General features: G+C 57.8%; 18 protein-coding genes. 15 read left to right on the top strand and 3 right to left on the bottom strand.

Translation table 11 applies throughout. The features are described 5' to 3' along the window. The first annotated feature begins 42 nt into the window (after nucleotides 1-42). From RMV17_RS11185 to RMV17_RS11160, 6 genes are all read left to right on the top strand, one after another. Nucleotides 43-1,428, top strand: a complete 1,386-nt coding sequence (locus tag RMV17_RS11185) for a UbiD family decarboxylase (protein WP_311886538.1) — start codon at nucleotides 43-45, stop codon at nucleotides 1,426-1,428. Continuing rightward, nucleotides 1,425-2,054 (top strand): UbiX family flavin prenyltransferase, encoded by a 630-nt coding sequence (locus tag RMV17_RS11180; RefSeq protein WP_311886537.1) that lies wholly within the window; start codon nucleotides 1,425-1,427, stop codon nucleotides 2,052-2,054. The genes RMV17_RS11185 and RMV17_RS11180 overlap by 4 nt, the downstream gene beginning before the upstream one ends. Before the next feature lie 88 nt (nucleotides 2,055-2,142). Next, complete coding sequence (locus RMV17_RS11175; protein WP_311886536.1) at nucleotides 2,143-3,198, top strand: GTP-binding protein; 1,056 nt, start codon at nucleotides 2,143-2,145, stop codon at nucleotides 3,196-3,198. Nucleotides 3,199-3,448: 250 nt separating this feature from the next. Then, nucleotides 3,449-4,816, top strand: a complete 1,368-nt coding sequence (locus tag RMV17_RS11170) for a nucleobase:cation symporter-2 family protein (protein ID WP_311886535.1) — start codon at nucleotides 3,449-3,451, stop codon at nucleotides 4,814-4,816. 13 nt (nucleotides 4,817-4,829) lie between these two features. Next, nucleotides 4,830-6,218 (top strand): amidohydrolase family protein, encoded by a 1,389-nt coding sequence (locus RMV17_RS11165; RefSeq protein WP_311886534.1) that lies wholly within the window; start codon nucleotides 4,830-4,832, stop codon nucleotides 6,216-6,218. Nucleotides 6,219-6,364: 146 nt separating this feature from the next. After that, nucleotides 6,365-6,556 (top strand): hypothetical protein, encoded by a 192-nt coding sequence (locus RMV17_RS11160; protein ID WP_311886533.1) that lies wholly within the window; start codon nucleotides 6,365-6,367, stop codon nucleotides 6,554-6,556. A gap of 123 nt (nucleotides 6,557-6,679) precedes the next feature. Here the strand turns inward: RMV17_RS11160 and RMV17_RS11155 are convergent, their stop codons facing one another. Continuing rightward, nucleotides 6,680-7,312, bottom strand: coding sequence for a DUF6923 family protein (locus tag RMV17_RS11155; RefSeq protein ID WP_311886532.1), 633 nt, complete (start codon nucleotides 7,310-7,312; stop codon nucleotides 6,680-6,682). 31 nt (nucleotides 7,313-7,343) lie between these two features. Continuing rightward, nucleotides 7,344-8,555, bottom strand: a complete 1,212-nt coding sequence (locus RMV17_RS11150; RefSeq protein ID WP_311886531.1) for a helix-turn-helix domain-containing protein — start codon at nucleotides 8,553-8,555, stop codon at nucleotides 7,344-7,346. 130 nt (nucleotides 8,556-8,685) lie between these two features. Between RMV17_RS11150 and RMV17_RS11145 the strand changes: the two genes are divergently transcribed. The 8 genes from RMV17_RS11145 (at nucleotide 8,686) to RMV17_RS11110 (ending at nucleotide 15,216) form a co-directional block, all read left to right on the top strand. Continuing rightward, nucleotides 8,686-10,815: a type VI secretion system tip protein VgrG gene (locus RMV17_RS11145; RefSeq protein WP_311886530.1), complete on the top strand. Its 2,130-nt coding sequence runs from the start codon at nucleotides 8,686-8,688 to the stop codon at nucleotides 10,813-10,815. Next, complete coding sequence (locus tag RMV17_RS11140) at nucleotides 10,812-11,390, top strand: DUF4123 domain-containing protein (protein ID WP_311886529.1); 579 nt, start codon at nucleotides 10,812-10,814, stop codon at nucleotides 11,388-11,390. The genes RMV17_RS11145 and RMV17_RS11140 overlap by 4 nt, the downstream gene beginning before the upstream one ends. A 71-nt stretch (nucleotides 11,391-11,461) precedes the next feature. Then, on the top strand, nucleotides 11,462-12,064 hold the full coding sequence (locus tag RMV17_RS11135) for a hypothetical protein (protein ID WP_311886528.1): 603 nt from the start codon (nucleotides 11,462-11,464) through the stop codon (nucleotides 12,062-12,064). Nucleotides 12,065-12,215: 151 nt separating this feature from the next. Beyond that, complete coding sequence (locus tag RMV17_RS11130; RefSeq protein WP_311886527.1) at nucleotides 12,216-12,374, top strand: hypothetical protein; 159 nt, start codon at nucleotides 12,216-12,218, stop codon at nucleotides 12,372-12,374. Nucleotides 12,375-12,419: 45 nt separating this feature from the next. Continuing rightward, a complete protein-coding gene (locus tag RMV17_RS11125; RefSeq protein ID WP_311886526.1) occupies nucleotides 12,420-12,860 on the top strand; it encodes a nuclear transport factor 2 family protein in 441 nt (146 codons plus the stop codon). Nucleotides 12,861-13,042: 182 nt separating this feature from the next. Continuing rightward, nucleotides 13,043-13,345, top strand: coding sequence for a hypothetical protein (locus RMV17_RS11120; RefSeq protein WP_108227306.1), 303 nt, complete (start codon nucleotides 13,043-13,045; stop codon nucleotides 13,343-13,345). Nucleotides 13,346-13,528: 183 nt separating this feature from the next. Next, nucleotides 13,529-14,560: a hypothetical protein gene (locus RMV17_RS11115; protein WP_311886525.1), complete on the top strand. Its 1,032-nt coding sequence runs from the start codon at nucleotides 13,529-13,531 to the stop codon at nucleotides 14,558-14,560. Between the two features lie 77 nt (nucleotides 14,561-14,637). Beyond that, nucleotides 14,638-15,216 carry a hypothetical protein gene (locus RMV17_RS11110; RefSeq protein WP_311886524.1) on the top strand — a complete coding sequence of 193 codons (579 nt, stop codon included), beginning with the start codon at nucleotides 14,638-14,640 and terminating at the stop codon, nucleotides 15,214-15,216. 369 nt (nucleotides 15,217-15,585) lie between these two features. Here RMV17_RS11110 and mqo read toward each other — a convergent pair whose 3' ends face one another. After that, on the bottom strand, nucleotides 15,586-17,232 hold the full coding sequence (mqo, locus tag RMV17_RS11100) for a malate dehydrogenase (quinone) (protein WP_034152497.1): 1,647 nt from the start codon (nucleotides 17,230-17,232) through the stop codon (nucleotides 15,586-15,588). A gap of 470 nt (nucleotides 17,233-17,702) precedes the next feature. Here mqo and RMV17_RS11095 point away from each other — a divergent pair, with 470 nt between their 5' ends. Beyond that, on the top strand, nucleotides 17,703-18,134 hold the full coding sequence (locus RMV17_RS11095; RefSeq protein WP_311886523.1) for a nuclear transport factor 2 family protein: 432 nt from the start codon (nucleotides 17,703-17,705) through the stop codon (nucleotides 18,132-18,134). The last annotated feature ends 11 nt before the right edge of the window (nucleotides 18,135-18,145 follow it).

The following is an 18,145-nucleotide window of genomic DNA, read 5'->3' as shown; positions in this document are numbered from 1 at the left end:
GCCCTCTCACCCCTGCGTGCCTGCTTTTTACGAGGTGACACCATGACCCGTTCGACGCTCGGCGATTCTCAGGACTTTCACGTGTTTATCGACGCCTATCGCCGTGAGTACCCGGACGATGTGCTGACCCTCACCCACCCGATTTCCGCCGATCAGGACGTCACCGCCCTGGTCGACACCCTCGCCGCCCAGGGCCGCGATCCACTGCTGATCTGCGAAAACGTCGGCAGCCTCGGCATGCCGGTGGCGACCAATCTGTTTGCCTCCAGAACCCGCATCGCCCGGCTGTTCGGCGTAACGCCTGCGCAGTTACACGAAACCTTTCAAACCCGCGCCAACCAGCCCATCGCTCCGCGTTATGTAGAAAGCGGACCGATCCTCGATGAGGTCTTCGAAGGCGAAGCGCTGGATCTGGCGCTGCTGCCGATGCTCAAGCATTTCGCCAGCGATCGCGGGCCGTACATCACCAACGCGATCATCGTTGCCGAAGACCCGGTAACCGGCATTGCCAACATGAGCTATCACCGCTCGATGCGCCACGCCCGCCAAGCGCTCGCGACCAGTCTGCACTCACGTGGGCACTTGTGGCGGATGCTGCAGACAGCCCGCGAGCGCGGCGAAGAACTGCGCGTGGCGATGGTCGTCGGTGCGCATCCGTTATTCATGCTCGCCGCGGCTGCACGTTTGCCCTACGGCAGCGATGAGCGCGCTGTGGCTGGCGGCCTGTTCGGCGCGCCGCTGGAGCTGGTGAAAACCCCGCGCTACGGCATCGGTGTCCCGGCCTATGCCGAGTTCGTGCTGGAAGGCGCCATCGACCCGGCCGCTTATGCCGAAGAAGGTCCGTTCGGTGAATTCAGCGGTTATTCCTCGGATCGTTCGACCAACAACGTGCTGCGGGTCGACACCCTGTTAAAACGCAAAGACGCCTGGCTGGTCGACGTTATGGGCGGCCGCTACGCTGAACACCTGACCCTCGCCCGTCTACCCCGCGAAGCCGAGATGAGCGAAAAACTCAAGGCACGTTTCCCCTCCGTCACCGCCGTGCATTACCCGAATTCCGGCACGCATTTTCACTGCTACGTGGCGCTGGATCAGAGTCGCGACGGCGAGGCGCGGCAGATCATGCTGGCCTTGCTCGGCTGGGATCCGTACCTGAAAACCGTGATCGCGGTGGACAGCGATATCGACATCAGCGATGACAGCCAAGTGTTGTGGGCGCTGGCCACGCACTTCCAGCCGCATCTAGATATTTTCACCATCGATGGCTTGCCGGGCAGTCCGCTCGATCCTTCGTCGTCGGTCAACGGCACGACTTCGCGGATGGGCCTGGATGCGACTCGCGGTTCCGGGTTTGACGGGATCAAGGCGCAGCTCGATCAAGAGGTACTCGAACGCGCGCGGGTTCTGCTCAAAGGACTTGAATCATGAACCGGCAACGAATGGTGGTCGGCATCAGCGGTGCGTCCGGCTTCATCTATGGCGTACGACTCCTGCAATTGCTCGCCGAACTCGACATCGAAAGCCACCTGATCATCAGCCGTGCCGCGCTGCTGACCATGGCCCACGAGACCGACTACAAACTGGCCGACGTCACTGCGCTGGCCAGTCATTACCACCGCGCCGATGACGTCGCTGCCGGGATTGCCAGCGGTTCGTTTCGCTGCCTCGGCATGGTCGTCGCGCCGTGTTCTATGCGGACGTTGGCGGAGATTGCCACCGGCACGTCCTCGGGGCTGATTGGCCGTGCCGCCGACGTCACCCTCAAGGAACGCCGCACGCTGGTGTTGATGGCCCGCGAAACGCCGCTGACCCTCGCCCACCTGCGCAACATGACCGCCGTTACCGAGATGGGCGGGATTATCGCGCCACCGGTGCCAGCCTTCTACGCCCGCCCGGAGAATCTGGCGCAAATGGTCGACCACAGCCTTGGTCGCGTGCTCGATCTTTTTGGCCTCGATGCCGGCGTCGCCACCCGCTGGAGAGAACACCCAAATCCCTGTGGGAGCGAGCCTGCTCGCGAATGCGGTGGAACAGTCGCTATCACCGCGGACTGACACACCGCATTCGCGAGCAAGCTCGCTCCCACAATGAAGCAGCATCACCCGAATTCAGTGTGCACCGGTCAATCAAAGGAGCCTCACCATGAACACCCCATTCAACGCCCCAACCCGCAACACCAAAATCCCCGTGACCATCCTCACCGGTTTCCTCGGCGCGGGTAAAACCACCCTGCTCAATTACATCCTCAAGGAAAACCACGGCCGCAAAATCGCCGTGATCGAAAACGAGTTCGGTGAAGTCGGCATCGACGGCGACCTCGTCCTCAGTTCCGAGACCGAAGAGATCTACGAGATGGTCAACGGTTGCGTGTGCTGCACCGCCGAGGTTCGCGAGGACCTGGTGCGCATCGTCCGCGAACTGGTGGCGCGGCCGGTGCGCCTCGATCACATCCTCATCGAGACCAGTGGCCTGGCCGATCCGTATCCAGTGGCGCAGAGCTTCTTCATCAATGACCCGATCGCCGAAGAAGTCGAACTCGACGCGATCGTAACCATGGTCGACGCCAAACACATCGCCCAGCATCTGGAGGATCTGCAACTCGATGGCGTCGACAATCAGGCGGTGGATCAGATCGTTTGCGCCGACCGGATCGTCATCAACAAGGTCGATCTGGTCAGCAGCAACGAGGTGGAAATTTTGCGCGGCAAGATCCGTGGCTTGAACGCCACGGCGGATCTGGTGACCTCGACCCATGCGCAAATAGACCTGACGAAAATTCTCGGCATCGGCGCGTTTGAATGCACGCAGAAGCTGATGGAAATCGGTGCTGAACAGCACGACCACCATGATCACGACCATCACGCTGAGCACTCTATTGAAGAGCAGGATCACCAACACGACCCAAGCGTGTCATCGGTAGGCATCGCCGTGGACGGCGCGGTCAACCTGATGGCGTTCCATCGCTGGATCAGCGAACTGCGTTCCTCCCAGGCCGACAACCTGTACCGCATGAAAGGCGTGCTCGCCGTCGCCAACGAAGACCAGCGCTACGTGCTGCAAGGCGTGCACAGCCTGGTGGAATTCCGCGCCTCGACCACGTGGGGCACGGAGCCGCGCTCGAGCAAGATCGTGTTCATCGGCCGCGACCTGGATCGCGCGGCGCTGAACCAAGGCTTCGCCGCCTGCCTGGCAGGCTGAAACAAGGCATCGGAGCCGGTGGATGGCGGCTTCGCAGCACGAATGACTGATGCCAATTCTTGTGAACAACACAACACCTGTGGGAGCTGGCTTGCCAGCGATAGCGGACTGTCAGTTTATAAAAATGGTGACTGCTAAATCGCCATCGCTGGCAAGCCAGCTCCCACAGGGTTCCACTGTGTTCTTGAGATAAGCGGCATCAGACGAATACCCCTCTCTACCGCATAAAAACAGCCAGAGGTGTTTCCCCATGTCGTCAGCCACATCTCCAACGCAATCCGCCGCCACCGTGCATCCCGTCGACCGCATCTTGCCGGTGCGACAGATGCTCACCCTCGGCCTGCAGCACATGGCCGTCTCGTACATCGGCGCCATCGCCGTGCCGTTGATTGTCGCCAGTGCCTTGAAAATGTCCCATGCCGACACGGTGGTGCTGATCAGCACCACGCTGTTCTGCTCGGGCATCGCCACCCTGTTGCAAACCGTTGGTTTCTGGAAATTCGGCGTGCGCCTGCCAATTCTGCAAGGCGTGGCGTTCAGTAGCGTCGGCCCGGTGATCGCCATCGGCAGCAACCCGGAGGTGGGCTTTGCCGGAGTCTGCGGGGCGGTGATCGGAGCCGGGTTGTTCACCATGCTGATGGCGCCGTTCGTGGGTCGATTGCGGCGATTTTTTCCGCCGGTGGTGACCGGTTGCATCGTCACGGTGATCGGTTTGCAGCTGTTCCCGATTGCCTATGAATGGGTCGGTGGCGGGCGCAACGCGAGCAACTTCGGCGCGCCGGCGTTTCTCGGTGTGGCGGTGGTGGTGTTACTCACGATTCTGTTGGTCAACCGTTATGGCAGCCCGCTGCTACGTAACATGGCGGTGTTGATCGGCATGCTGATCGGTGCCGGTCTGGCCTACGGTCTCGGCATGGGCAACTTTCACAGCGTCGAAGAGGCGCCGTGGCTGACCGTTCCCTATCCGTTCTATTTCGGTCTGCCGACCTTCAGCCTGATCCCTATCGCGACCATGGTGGTGGTGATGATCGTGCAGATGGTCGAGTCGATGGGGCTGTTCGTGGCCATCGGCGACATCGTCGAAAAACCGGTGGAAGACAAGCAGGTCATCAACGGTCTGCGCGCCAATGGTCTGGCCAGCACCATCGCCGGGATGTTCGCCGCATTTCCGTTTATCGCCTTCATGGAAAACGTCGGCCTGGTGATCCTGACCGGCGTGCGCAGCCGTTGGGTGGTCGCGGTCAGCGGTTTGCTGATGTGCTCGATTGCCCTCGTGCCGAAGGCCGGCGCGATCATCGCTTCGATGCCGACTGCCGCCCTCGGTGGTGCCGGCATTGCGATGTTCGGCGTGGTCGCGGCGGCGGGCATTCAGACCCTCGCCAAAGTCGATTACGAGCGCAATCGCTACAACGTACTGATCGTCGGTTTCACCATCGCCGCCGCGCTGGTACCGGTGCTCGCCCCCACCTTGTTCAAGCAACTTCCCGAGTGGTCGCAGCCGTTCCTGCACAGCAGCGTGGTCATCGCTTGCCTGGTGTCGGTACTGCTCAACGCCGCGCTGAATGGCGTCAGCGTGGCGCAAACCACCGCCAGCAAATCCGCCTCGCACATCCTTTAGTTTGGAGCTGCCCATGACTCAACTTCAGAACATCCTGATCAAAAACCCGGTCGCGGTGATGACCGGCCTGCGTGGCCCTCGTGCGCGGGCCGGCGCCGTGGACATCCGCGTGGTCAACGGTCGCATTGCCGAAATGGCCGCCGACCTGCAAGCGCAACCCGGCGAACGGGTGATCGACGCACGCAATTGCGTGGTCTATCCGGGCTGGATCAACACTCACCACCATCTGTTCCAGAACCTGCTCAAAGCCGTGCCCGAAGGACTGAATCAGGATCTGCAAGGCTGGCTGGCGAGCGTGCCCTACCCGCGCCTCAACCGCTTTACTCCGAAACTGGCGCGGATCGCTGCGCGTTTGGGCATGGTCGAGTTGCTGCTGTCCGGCGTCACCACCTGCGCCGATCACCATTACCTCTACCACGCTCACGGCAGCACCGAGACCGGTGATTTGCTGTTCGACATGGCCGATGAATTCGGCCTGCGCTTTGTCCTGTGCCGTGGCGGCGCACTGGAGTCAGCGAGCGCGCATCCGGGCTTCTCGAAAACCGCGCTGCAACCGGAAAGCCTCGAGCAGATGGTCGGCGACATCGAGCGGCTGAAATCGCTGTATCACCAGGACACTCCGGACGCGATGCGCCGCGTGGTTGTCGCCCCGACCACGCCGACTTTTTCGCTGCCGCCGACGCTGCTGCGCGAACTGGCCCACACCGCCCGTGGCCTCGGTTTGCGCTTGCACACACACCTGTCGGAAACGCAGAACTACGTGAGTTTCTGCCGGGAAAAATACAACTGCCTGCCCGTGGAATTCGTCGCCGAGCACGAATGGCTCGGCCCCGACGTCTGGTTCGCCCACGCCGTACACCTGCAACCCGGCGAAATCCGCATGCTCGCGCAGACTGGAACGGGTATCTCCCATTGCCCGGTGAGCAACGCCCGACTGGGCAGCGGCGTCGCGCCGGTGCCGCAGATGTACGAGGCTGGCGTGCCGATTTCCCTGGGGGTGGATGGCGTAGCCTCGAACGAGTCCGGAAGCATGGTCGGCGAAGCCAATACCGCATGGCTGATTCACCGGGCGGAACAAGGCGCCTCGGCGACCACCGCTGAAGATGTCATTCACTGGGGCACAGCGGGCGGCGCGCAAGTGCTGGGCCTCGGCGCCGTTGGCACACTTGAAGTCGGTCAGGCGACGGATCTGGTGATCTACAGCCTCGACCATCCACGGTTCTATGGTTTCCACGACAGCGCCGTCGCGCCAGTGGTTGCCGGTGAGCCGATCACGGTGAAATACAGTCTGGTCAGCGGCCGCGTGGTCGTTGATAACGGCGTGATTCCGGGTCTGGATATCGAACGCATGCGCGCCGAGGCGTGGGAAGGCGTCCAACAACTGATGAACGTTGACGATTGACCTCGCCCCCCCCCTGTAGGAGCTGCCGCAGGCTGCTCCTACATCCGGCGTGTGGATTCGCGCGTCTTGGCTTTCTCGACTAACGTTAATACCTCATCGGACAGAGCCCCTGCCCGCAACACCGGCTCTTGATCAAGGAGAGACTGATGACGTCGCGTCGCAGCATCGAACAGACCTATCGCACCTGGTCCAGCCCGATTCTGCTGGAGCTGAAAAAGCGTGAGCACCAAATGGCGCCGGTCGAGCGCCAGGCACTTGAGAATGTTCTGGTGGAAAGAAGGTTGCTGGACATCGGCGGCCCGGAGGGTATTGAACGTCGTCGAAACAGCGGTGCCTGACACTGCGCTTTCGCGAGCGGGCTCGCTCCCACAGGGTTTTGGGTACCTCACAAAGCTTGTGTTCACCCGCAATCACTGTGGGAGCGAGCCTGCTCACGAAGAAGCCCGTGCAGACGCCCCCCATCATTTGGGCCGACGCACCGCCCTCACCCGGCCACTGTCGCCACCACCGCAATAGAATCGATCGGCACCGTCGGCTTCCAGCCCCGAAACACCCGAGCCCTCAGGCATCTTCAACGCCGCGATGACTTCACCGTTCTGCGCATCGATCTGCCGCAGCTCACTCTCATCCCCCTCCCAAGTGCCATGCCACAACCCGCCATCCACCCAGGTCACCCCGGTGACAAAACGGTTCGACTCCAGCGTGCGCAGGATCTTGCCGGTCTGCGGATCAATCTGATGAATCTTGCGCTCGCGATACTGCCCTACCCATAACGAGCCGTCCGCCCAGGCCATGCCTGAGTCACCGCCATTGCCCGGTGCCGGGATGGTGTGGAGTACGCGGCCGGTGGCTGGATCGATCTTGTGAATGTGGCGATCGGCGATCTGATACAGATGTTGGCCGTCGAACGCGGTGCCACCATCAGCGCCAACCTTGATCGTCCGTACGGTCTCGCCGCTGACCGGATCGAGTGCATTGAGCTGGCCGTCGCTGGCGAACCAGACTTGCTGGCCATCGAATGTCACGCCGTGAATGCCTTTGATGTCGTCAAAAGGACCGTACTCGCGAAGGATTTCTGCGTTTGCGTGTTTCATGTCGGCTTCCTCGTGGATGTGTGGGTCCAGCCTAGCCATTGCCCAGCGACACCGGGAGTAACAAGATCGTCGCGAAACCCGGCAGCGGCGGCGTCATCCAGCGCCGCGCCCGGCCGACCCCGAAGGCCTGCACTTTTTCCTCCGCTGCCAACGCTTCCAGTGCCCGCTGCACTTGTCGCTGGCTGCGACCCAACGCCAGCGCCAACGCGGAACTCGACCAGGCCTCACCATCGGCCAGCAAGGCCAGCAACGGCGCATGCCTGTTTTCGAGCGGCAGCGTGAGCAGCACCACCTCGGCTGCCACCAGGGCGAAGCCGCATGCCGTTGCAGTAATTTTCGCCAACGGTTCCAGCGCTGCCCGCAGCCGACCGATTTCGACGCGCAACCGCGCGCGGTGGGATTCGTCACTGAGCGGCAATCGAAACGCCGCCGCAAACAGTTGCTCCCGGGAGATATCGCCCGGCCAGGCTTGCGCGAGCAAGCGGACAAGGCTGAACAGCACCGGTCGGGTTGCCAGTGCCACGGTCATCCCGGCTCTGCGCACGCTGTAACGACAGGCATCGATAACCAGGCTCGATGACGCGAACAACGCCTCAACCTGCTCCAGATTCACGGGTTGCGACTGACCCGCCATGATCAATCTCGCGGCGGGTGCGGCGAGTATTTGCCTGGCGTGTTCGATCTCAGCCAGCAGCGTCGCGATGCCCGCCTGTTGTGCGGCAAGCTGCGCCCGCACTAGCGCGGCGCTTGCCTTGTGCGCCTGTACCCGGCGCAGGGCAATTCCGGCAACCATCAGTTCATGGGCCGCACGCAGCGCTGGAGGCAATGGTGCGGGATCCACCTCTACAAGCAGCGCTTGGGCCGCATCCAGTTCACCAATCAGCAGCAAACGGCGAATCTGCAAGTATCGCGCGTGCGCTGCGTTCAGCCGGTCACCGTGGCTGAGCAGCAATTGCCGGGCGGTCTCCAGCGCCTTCACCGGCCAGCCCAAGTCTCGCGTCGCCAGCGCCACTTCCGCCTCGGCCACCACACAGCGCGCCCGCGCCAGCGGTTCATTGCTGCCAAAGGCTTTCACCGCGCGCTGCAACAACGTCTTGGCGCGAGGCAGATCGCCGAGCTGAGCCATGGCAATGCCACGCAACGCCAGCGCGGGCGGGTCTTCACGCAGAGCGACGTAATTCAACGCGCCCAGCGGATCGCCAGCGCTCAGCGCTCGGCCAGCGGCGATGATCAACGAGTCCATAGGGTTGGCACCTCGGTGCAAGGCTTTGAGATCGAGTTTAATGCAGGCGTTTAAGCGCGTTTAAAATCCCTTGATAGCACTTTGGTATTCCTGCACCATCGGCAAAGCTGTTCCACGGAAGGAGTCAGGCATGCTGGACGCAAACGCTACCCACATTACCTTTTCCCTTGAAGGCAGTTCCACCGAACTGCAGGTGTTGAGCTTTGTTGGTCGTGAAGCCATCAACCAGCCCTTCCGTTTCGACCTCGAACTGATCAGCGCCCGCCCCGACCTCAAACTCGAAGAGCTGCTGCACAAGCCCGGCGTGCTGACTTTCGGCCCGACCGGCGAAGGCAAGATCCACGGTCTGGTCTATCGCATCGAGCAAGGCGACTCTGGCAAGACCTTGACCCGTTACAGCCTCAGCCTGGTGCCACAACTGGCCTACCTGCGGCACAACCACGATCAGCAGATTTTCCAGCAACTGACCGTGCCGAAGATCATCGCTCAGGTGCTGGAGGATCGCGGCATCCTCGCCGACGCCTACAGCTTCCAGCTCGGCGCCGAATACCCGGAACGCGACTACTGCGTGCAGTACGACGAATCCGACTTGCATTTCATCCAGCGCCTGTGCGAGGAAGAAGGCATTCACTTCCACTTCCAGCACAGCAGCAGCGGCCACAAACTGGTGTTCGGCGACGACCAGACGGTGTTCCGCAAACTGAAACCGGTGAGCTACCAGCAAGACTCCGGCATGGCCGCCGACAAAACGGTGATCAAGCGCTTCAACCTGCGCCTGGAAACCCGCACCACCCGCGTCAGCCGCCGCGACTACGACTTCGAAAAACCGAAGATCCTCCCCGAAGGCGCGGTGAAAACCGAGTTCGCCCCGGACCTCGAGGACTACGACTACCCCGGCCGCTTCACCACCCGCGAGCGCGGCAAGTTCCTCTCCACCCGCGCCCTCGAACGCCATCGCAGCGACTACAAACTCGCCGAAGGCAAAGGTGACGAACCAACCCTCACCAGCGGCCATTTCCTCACGCTCGCCGAACACCCCAGCGCCGAATGGAATGACCTGTGGCTGCTGCTGGAAGTCTTCCACGAAGGCAAACAACCGCAAGTGCTCGGCGAGAACGTCACCAGCGACGTCACCGACCACAAAAGCGATTTCCACCAGGGCTACCGCAACAGCTTCCTCGCCACCCCATGGGACGCTCACTACCGCCCTGCCCTTGAACACCCGAAACCAAAAGTCCTCGGCAGCCAGACCGCCGTCGTCACCGGCCCCGCAGGCGAAGAAATCCACTGCGACCAATACGGCCGCATCAAAGTGCAATTCCACTGGGATCGCGACGGTCAGTCCAACGACAAAACCACCTGCTGGATGCGCGTCGCCAGCGGCTGGGCCGGCGCCGCGTACGGCGGCATCGCCATCCCACGCATCGGCATGGAAGTCCTCGTCACCTTCCTCGAAGGCGATCCCGACCAGCCCTTGGTCACCGGTTGCCTGTACCACAAGGAAAACGTCGTCCCCTACGACCTACCGGCCAACAAGACCCGCAGCACCTTCAAAACCCTGAGTTCACCGGGCGGCAAGGGCTACAACGAGTTCCGCATCGAAGACAAAAAAGGCGTCGAGCAGATCTACATCCACGCCCAACGCGACTGGGATGAGAACATTGAGCACGATCAGAAGATCCGCGTCGGCAACGAACGACATGACACCGTTGAAGCCAATACGCTGAGTGAGTTCAAGGTTGAGGAACACCGGATTACGCATCTGGATCGTTTCAGCGAGATGCGTGCGGATGATCACCTGACCGTGGGTGTGACGCAGCACCTGAAAGTTGGCACTGCGCAGTTTGTCGAGGTCGGGAACGAAATCCATTATCACGCTGGCGACAAGGTTGTGATCGAGGGAGGCATGGAACTCACGGCCAAGGCTGGCGGCAGTTTCGTCAAAGTCGATGCCGGTGGCGTGACCATCAGCGGTGCGCAGGTGAAAACCAACTCCGGCGGATCGCCGGGGTCCGGTACCGGCATTGCAATCAAGCTGCCGATAGCGTTGACACCTGCTGATGCCGATTCCGCCGGTAAAACCCTCAGCGCAGCGCCAATCAACACACCGACAGCCGCGGCTTCGCTCACAACACCGTCGTCTGCAGAGGCCCCACCGAGCGCCGCAGAAACCCGGCTCATCCAGCAAAACATGCAGGCGCAGACATTGGTGGCCGCCGCAAAAACCGGCGTGCCTTTCTGCGAGATCTGTAACCGATGAGCCAGTTTCGACCCAGCCTCAACGAATGGTTGACCGCCGAACTCTGGCCGCAAGGTTGGCGCCCGGACGCGCCTAAGGTCTACGCCTTGCTCGACGGCGCTCGCGACCCACGCATCGAATCGCTGGTTCGCACCAGCGGCGCTGAATTTTCCTGCCTGTACGCCGGCGAACTCGCGCCGAGCCTGTCGGCGGCAGCGCCCTATCTGCTGCACCTTGATCCGCAGCAGGCGCACACTTGGCGACTGCTCGAAGACAGTTGGGGACAGAGTTGGGGCATTTTCGTCACCGCCCCTGCGCAGGTTTCCCTGGACGAATTACGCGGTCACTTTAGAACCTTGCTGCGCGTCACCGACCCGGAGGGCAACCTGCTGGTGTTCCGCTTCTACGACCCCAGAGTCCTGCGCGTTTACTTGCCGACCTGCACGCCCCAAGAGCGCGACGCGATATTCGGCCCGGCGATCAAGCTGATCGCCGAAACCAGCACCGGTCATTCATTGATTGTTTACCCGGCAGATCCTGCGGGCGGCCCGGCGGCGCGGGTCAGTGGCTGGCCTTCGGCTGATGCGGGCGGATGAAACGTTTGAACAGACATTTCAACGTCATCTGCTCCACACACCGATAAAACAACAATCATGGAGTCCATTACTTGAAGCGTTTGGTCTGGCTTTTGTTTCCGATGCTCGCAGCCTGTAGCGCTGGCCCGCTCCTGTACCCCGATTCGACAGCGGGACGGCAGGCAAACCTCACCCCGACCTGCCCCGGACCGAAAACGGCGATGCTGTTCACGACAACATCGAAAGATCTGGACTGGGTTTTTCTGCTTGTCCACGTGTCACTGCCGGGAGACCTGACCATGCCTGCACGGACGCCCGTGGTCGATACCGAAGTGCGACTCTCCACTCAACTGTACATGGAGCCTTCCAGCCAGCGCGGCATCAGTACCAAGGAACGGTGGATACCGTTGCCTGAATTTCCGCTCTGGATCAGCGCCCAATCGCCAATGGCGACCGTACAACTGGCTAACGGTGAAACCTACCAGGTCAGCATCGAACAGCTGAAAACCGGCTTCAACCCGCGCGCGCGTGAAGTACGCGACATCCATTATTCCGGCACACCGCTGGGCAAAGGTGAACTGGATGACTTCATCCTGACCTTGCCCGAGCTGTTCCTGAATGGTGAAAAAATCAACACCGCGCCGATCCACTTCAAGAAACGTGAAGAACGCTATTTCCCCATATTGAATTGTTGAAGGCTCAGACCGGAGAAATCGTTGCCAGCAAGCCGATCAAAATAGTGAGAGCCAGAAAACCACCCAGGAAAATCGCCATCTTGTTCATGTTGCTCTCCTCAATGCTGAGCTTGCGGTGCACCGGACGCTTCGGGACGAAGGATTGTCGTGAGTGACCGAACTGTGGGGCTATTTTGAGCGGATGACTGAACCGGTAACAGAGGCAGATCCAGCGAAAAAATACGGATCAGATGCGCATCTGATCCGCATGGGTCATGGGGCGATATTCAAATCGTTGCACAAGGGTTCAATTTCGCTGTGGTTGATCTAGAGTCATTGCCGTCGCGAGAACAACAAGAACAACCCTGGAGTGAACATGACCGACCTGAAGCTGCAACCCAACGTCGCCGAATCGCTGAAGCAATGGCACGAAATGATCCGCACCGGCAACCTCAGCGCCCTGCCCGGCCTGCTTGATCCACAAGCCGTGTTCCGCTCGCCAATGGCACACACGCCTTATCCGGGCGCATCGGTGGTGTCGATGATTCTCAACACGGTGTTCGAGGTGTTTGAGGATTTTCAATATCACCGTGAACTGGCGACAGCGGACGGGTTGAATGTGATCCTGGAGTTCAGTGCGAAGGTCGGGGCGAAGGAGTTGAAGGGGATCGACATGATTCGCTTTGATGAGAGTGGGAAGATTGTCGAGTTTGAAGTGATGGTGCGGCCGTTGAGTGGGTTGCAGGCGTTGGGGGAAGAGATGGGGCGGCGGCTTGCCATCTATCTTCACGCCGCGAAAGAAAAAACAACTAACTGAATTTCGGACAACAGTGAATAACATGCACTGTGCAGTTCTTTTCATGATCACTAACGACAAATTGATTTTCATGCACACTGTGCGCCTCATTGCAACTAGCACATACTCCCAGTCGCTGACTCATCACAGAAAATCAACGTCACACCTTGTAACATTTAACCACCACACCAAAGGAAGGTAATATGAGCAAGCTCTCACAAACGAAAATAAAAGTTCTAAATCAATTTGAGATTCGCACTGACGATTGGAGAACCGGCGATTTCGAAAACGCCCTTTCCCAAGCGATGGGTCCAAACTACGGAAACTATCAAACAGCAAAATCCACAATCGTTGAGGCCGACAAAGAGGGGAAATGGCCAAACACTGTGAAAAAATATGTACTCTCAAACTATCGAGCCTTTGGCAACGCCCCCATGGAATTCCAGGATATCGTCAACCGGCTATTCTCATCAATGAGCATTGAAGAAAGAGCATCCTTCAACTAAAAACATCTCACTTTCTGGTGGGGGCGCATTACAAAAATACCTCCCCACCTTCAACCTACCGCTCCACGACCCAACTCCTTAAATACAAATGACTGCATTCCAGAAATTCCACCCCTGCAAAAACAAGCAACACCAACAATAAAAAATATAACCCAATAAAAGATAATAAAGAGAGATAATTTTTTGAGATACCTTTCTGACGGGGCCACTTCTACCGATCCTTTATACCGGTTCGGCGTACCAACTTCAGATCTGATTAATCAAGCTATGATTGATCAGAACTTAATTGGAGATCGCTTAGAACTGTCTACCTTAATGCTTAATGAATTTGACAGAGAGGCCAGACATCTGCTCGATTTACTTCACGAGAATCGTTTAAACAAATGCAAAAAAACACTAGAACTAAGGTATAGAAGCCAAGACAACTTTTTCGCCCAAGTTGGAGGTCACGACGGTGAGTACGGCATTGAGATATCGATTGCTGTCCCTCTCATCGCTCTTTCAGTAGCCATCGAACTCTTTTCACTAATGGAAAATAGTGAGATCGCCCATTTAGCTCCTTCACACAGTGGGACAGACAACTCCATAAAATATTTATTTCCGAAAATAACTAGCACTTCCGATGTCAGCGCTCGGGCTTTGGATTTAGCCCTGGATGTCAGCCTGCTACTTTTCCTGCATGAAACAGCGCATATGGTTTTCGGGCATTGCGACTATCAATGCAACAATGACAACGAAGAACGCGCTTTAGAGTTTGATGCAGATTTTAATGCGGGCACGATGTTTGCGTGTTGGATCCAAGGATTGCCGCACCCTCGACGACGAACTTTTGACTTCCAAGAAGCTTCATCACGCTTAGTAAAATCTGCTTTCTTATTAGGATTAATTTTGAAAGCAGTTTCGGGACCAACAAATAGATATCATCTACCGACCGTTAGAGTCATATCCTTTATCGCAGGCGGTGCATTCGGATTTGAAAGTATGGGAGCAACGCCAAAAATAGAACAGGAAGACGAGGCCAACAAATTTTGGGAAGATTTAATCAACAGAAACCAAGAAGAGTTAATAGCAGCAACCTCCAAGTCGTCACTGGCGAAAAACCTAGGCACCGAAGATCAAATAGAAAGAGATATAAAAGATCTATATGGCGTAACTCACAAAACCCGTGACCAATTAAAAGACGGGCCATTAAGAAAAACACAAGTCAACGCTTAATTATAAAGCCGATCACCCCACCCGATCACTTATTGCAATCATGATTTAGTAGAAGCACCGCATAACAGGAGAAAAAATTGGATATTAAAATCTGGCAAGCCGTGATTGTGCCACTGTTCATCGCTTGCATGACTCTATCTATTACATGGATTCACAACTCTGCGAGCATCTCGCACCAACGAACTCAGCGCTTGCGCGAATTAGTTCAATCAGGAGCATGGCGTACAGCTCATTCATTCGTACTCATCATGGACGTTCGAGAAGCCTTCGGAATTAGATCCAGCCTTGATGCGCGTGCTCTACGCTTGGCTTTAGCTCATCAAGACAATGCATTTAAAGCTTTAAAATACTATCTTTCTGCGCGTGACTTTGTCCATATTTCGGAGGACGGCTATCGCTTCCTAAGATCAAAAAGTGCAAAATCCCCCCAAACTTATGGTTCGTGGATAATTTGGACACCCATAATTTCACTGACACTTTATACAGCATTGATTTCGTTAAGCGCCCACTTTATCAAGATCGGTTACACAGAAGCATATTATCTTCTACCTATTGCCGTTCTATGCCCCTTTATTGGTATAAAGCTAGCAACCGGTTTTCACGCTGCAGATCTATTAATGAAATTACCTATAACAACTATCGAAAACCAAAAATAGCAGAAAAAACTTCGTTCGCGACCTAAAATCTCGACCATTCCACAGCTAAAAGTATTAGCTATATTCTCACTTTGATAAAAGCTGGGAAATTCTCCTAATTGAGGTGATGGTGCGGCCATTCAGTGGCCTGCCGGCATTGGGGGAGGCTATGGATCGGCGACTCGGTGCTTGTCTGGCCAATGCAAAACCCTGAACACCTGACCGCTTGAATACCCTGTAGGAGTTAATGAAGGCTGCGATCTTTTTAAAGGCCAGGATCCAAAGATCGTAGCCCTCAGCAGCCTCTACATAGGGTGTGTACGGGACGCGTCCACAAAAAAGCCCACTGACCGTCGCCGGTTCAGTGGGCTTTGTGCATCAGGCAGCTAGTTACAGCGCCATGTCACGTGCAGCGTTTTCCTTCGGCGCTTCAGCTTTTTCAGCTGCAGGTGCCGCAGGAGCAGCCACCTGACCGATCACTGGTGGTGTCGGCAGTTCGAGGATTTTGGCGGTGTAAGCCCATTCTGCAGCCACTTTGGCTGGATCGCTGTTCAACTGAGTGCCGTAGCTTGGAACGATCTGGTGCAGCTTGGTTTGCCACTCTGGCGTTGCGACTTTGTCTTTGAAGACTTTTTGCAGCACGCTCAGCATGATCGGTGCAGCCGTCGACGCGCCTGGCGATGCGCCCAGCAGGCCGGCGATGGAGCCGTCTTGTGCAGCAACGATTTCGGTGCCCAACTTCAGCACGCCACCAGCGGCTTCATCACGTTTGATGATTTGCACGCGTTGGCCCGCTTGCCACAGGCGCCAGTCTTCGGCTTTGGCGTTCGGGAAGTATTCCTTCAGCGCGTTCATGCGGTCTTCATCCGACAGCATCAGTTGGCCAGCCAGGTACTCGACCAGCGGGTATTCCTTGATGCCGACCTTGGTCATAGGCCAGATGTTGTGGGTGGTGGTGCTGGTCAGCAGGTCCAGGTACGAGCCTTCCTTCAGGAACTTGGTGCTGAAGGTCGCGAATGGGCCAAACAGGATGACGCGCTTGCCGTCCAGAACACGGGTGTCCAGGTGCGGAACGGACATCGGTGGTGCGCCAACCGATGCTTTACCGTAGGCCTTGGCCAGGTGCTGTTCAGCGATGGCCGGGTTATCGGTCACCAGGAACGAACCACCCACCGGGAAGCCAGCGTATTCCTTGGCTTCAGGAATACCCGACTTCTGCAGCAGGTGCAGTGCACCGCCGCCCGCGCCGATGAACACGAACTTGGCGTCGGTTTCGGTTTTAGTGCCGTCTTTCAGGTTTTTGTAACTGACGCGCCAAGTGCCGTCGGCATTCTTGGTGATGTCCTGGACTTCGCTCGACAGTTTCAGATCGAAGTTAGGCTTGGTCTGCAGGTACGTGGCGAACTGGCGGGTGATTTCGCCGAAGTTCATGTCGGTACCCAGCGGGCTCCAGGTGGCCGCGATTTTCTGGTTCGGGTCACGCCCTTCCATCATCAGCGGGACCCACTTCTTGATCACAGCCGGGTCTTCGGAGTACTGCATGCCGGCGAACAGCGGGCTCGCTTGCAGGGCTTCGTAGCGCTTTTTCAGGAACTTGATGTTGTCATCGCCCCACACGAAGCTCATGTGCGGAGTGGTGTTGATGAACGAGCGAGGGTTCTTCAGAACGCCTTGCTGAACCTGCCAGGCCCAGAACTGACGAGAGACCTGGAACGCTTCGTTGATCTCGACGGCTTTCGGGATCGTTACGTTGCCTTTGTCGTCTTCCGGGGTGTAGTTCAGCTCAGCGAGCGCCGAGTGACCGGTACCGGCGTTGTTCCAGCCGTTGGAGCTTTCCAGGGCGACGCCGTCGAGGCGCTCGACCATTTCCATCGACCAGCTTGGCTCCAGCTCATTGATCCACACACCGAGGGTGGTGCTCATGATGCCGCCGCCGATCAGCAGGACGTCGACTTTCTTTGCTTCGTCAGCATTGGCGGATGTCATCCCCATCGCCAAAGCCAGACCCAGCAGGGCTGTGTTCACTTTTTTAAACATCTGTTGCACCTATGATAAAACGCCTTCCGCCCGCCGCTGTTATCTGCATGCGATCCGCTTTGATGACGCTCAGGCTCGCGTCGCAGATTCCGGCACACTTCAATTTTGACGGGTGGGCACACAAGGCCGACATGCTGCATCGACCTCAGTTAATGTCCCTTCTGAACTGACTTCTTATCATTATTGGCTCAGCTACTTGAGCGACAGGGATTCCGTCGGCCCGCCCGAAGGCAAGCAAACTGAATAAGGTCAAACCAAGTTGGCGCGAAGAATATCACGTCAGGGCAAACCCGCGCGTCTGTTCCCGACTTGAGAGTCTTTTTCCGCTCAAGACACTATCGGCCGGCGAACGCTGAACATGACCCCGACGATTAGCGCCTTGAAGCAGTGCCTATCTAAAAATTATCTGCTAGGTTGTACGATGACTGACAAAGCAGTCATCACCTCATAACAACAAGGAAACACATGTCATGACCAAGACCCGACTCCTGATCGGCTTTCTCTGTGCCTTCAACGGTTACGCCATGGCCGCGTCTGCCCCGGCGGAAAAAGACGTTGCCCAAGCGGTGGATCATCTGACCCAGGCGATGCTGCACAAGGACATCGCCGAGTTGAACGCCCTCACCGCGCCCAACCTGACCTACGGCCATTCCAGCGGCAAGATTCAGGACAAGAAAGAGTTCATCGCCGACATCGAAACCGGCAAGAGCGCGTTCAAGACACTAGAGATGCAGAACCAGACCATCACCCTGTCCGGCGATACCGCGCTGGTGCGCCACCACTTTTCCGCGCAGGCGTTGAAGGGCACTGAGCTGATACCGACCGAGATCGAGAATTTTCAGATCTGGCAGAAGCAGGATGGCAAGTGGTTGTTGGTGGGGCGGCAAGCGTTCAAGTTTTGAGGGGAGCTATC

This window comes from Pseudomonas sp. VD-NE ins (assembly GCF_031882575.1).
Lineage (GTDB): Bacteria > Pseudomonadota > Gammaproteobacteria > Pseudomonadales > Pseudomonadaceae > Aquipseudomonas > Aquipseudomonas fluorescens_BZ.
Note: the sequence above shows the minus strand (reverse complement) of the source record. Positions and strands in the feature narration are given on the sequence as shown.

What these genes read in the sequence shown, in the direction of transcription:
- RMV17_RS11150 (WP_311886531.1), bottom strand. Translation starts at nt 8,555, where the DNA reads ATGGACTCGTTGATCATCGCCGCTGGCCGAGCGCTGAGCGCTGGCGAT.
- RMV17_RS11155 (WP_311886532.1), bottom strand. Translation starts at nt 7,312, where the DNA reads ATGAAACACGCAAACGCAGAAATCCTTCGCGAGTACGGTCCTTTTGAC.
- RMV17_RS11095 (WP_311886523.1), top strand. Translation starts at nt 17,703, where the DNA reads ATGACCAAGACCCGACTCCTGATCGGCTTTCTCTGTGCCTTCAACGGT.
- RMV17_RS11140 (WP_311886529.1), top strand. Translation starts at nt 10,812, where the DNA reads ATGAGCCAGTTTCGACCCAGCCTCAACGAATGGTTGACCGCCGAACTC.
- RMV17_RS11185 (WP_311886538.1), top strand. Translation starts at nt 43, where the DNA reads ATGACCCGTTCGACGCTCGGCGATTCTCAGGACTTTCACGTGTTTATC.
- RMV17_RS11180 (WP_311886537.1), top strand. Translation starts at nt 1,425, where the DNA reads ATGAACCGGCAACGAATGGTGGTCGGCATCAGCGGTGCGTCCGGCTTC.
- RMV17_RS11125 (WP_311886526.1), top strand. Translation starts at nt 12,420, where the DNA reads ATGACCGACCTGAAGCTGCAACCCAACGTCGCCGAATCGCTGAAGCAA.
- RMV17_RS11145 (WP_311886530.1), top strand. Translation starts at nt 8,686, where the DNA reads ATGCTGGACGCAAACGCTACCCACATTACCTTTTCCCTTGAAGGCAGT.
- RMV17_RS11120 (WP_108227306.1), top strand. Translation starts at nt 13,043, where the DNA reads ATGAGCAAGCTCTCACAAACGAAAATAAAAGTTCTAAATCAATTTGAG.
- RMV17_RS11165 (WP_311886534.1), top strand. Translation starts at nt 4,830, where the DNA reads ATGACTCAACTTCAGAACATCCTGATCAAAAACCCGGTCGCGGTGATG.
- RMV17_RS11160 (WP_311886533.1), top strand. Translation starts at nt 6,365, where the DNA reads ATGACGTCGCGTCGCAGCATCGAACAGACCTATCGCACCTGGTCCAGC.
- mqo (WP_034152497.1), bottom strand. Translation starts at nt 17,232, where the DNA reads ATGTTTAAAAAAGTGAACACAGCCCTGCTGGGTCTGGCTTTGGCGATG.
- RMV17_RS11175 (WP_311886536.1), top strand. Translation starts at nt 2,143, where the DNA reads ATGAACACCCCATTCAACGCCCCAACCCGCAACACCAAAATCCCCGTG.
- RMV17_RS11170 (WP_311886535.1), top strand. Translation starts at nt 3,449, where the DNA reads ATGTCGTCAGCCACATCTCCAACGCAATCCGCCGCCACCGTGCATCCC.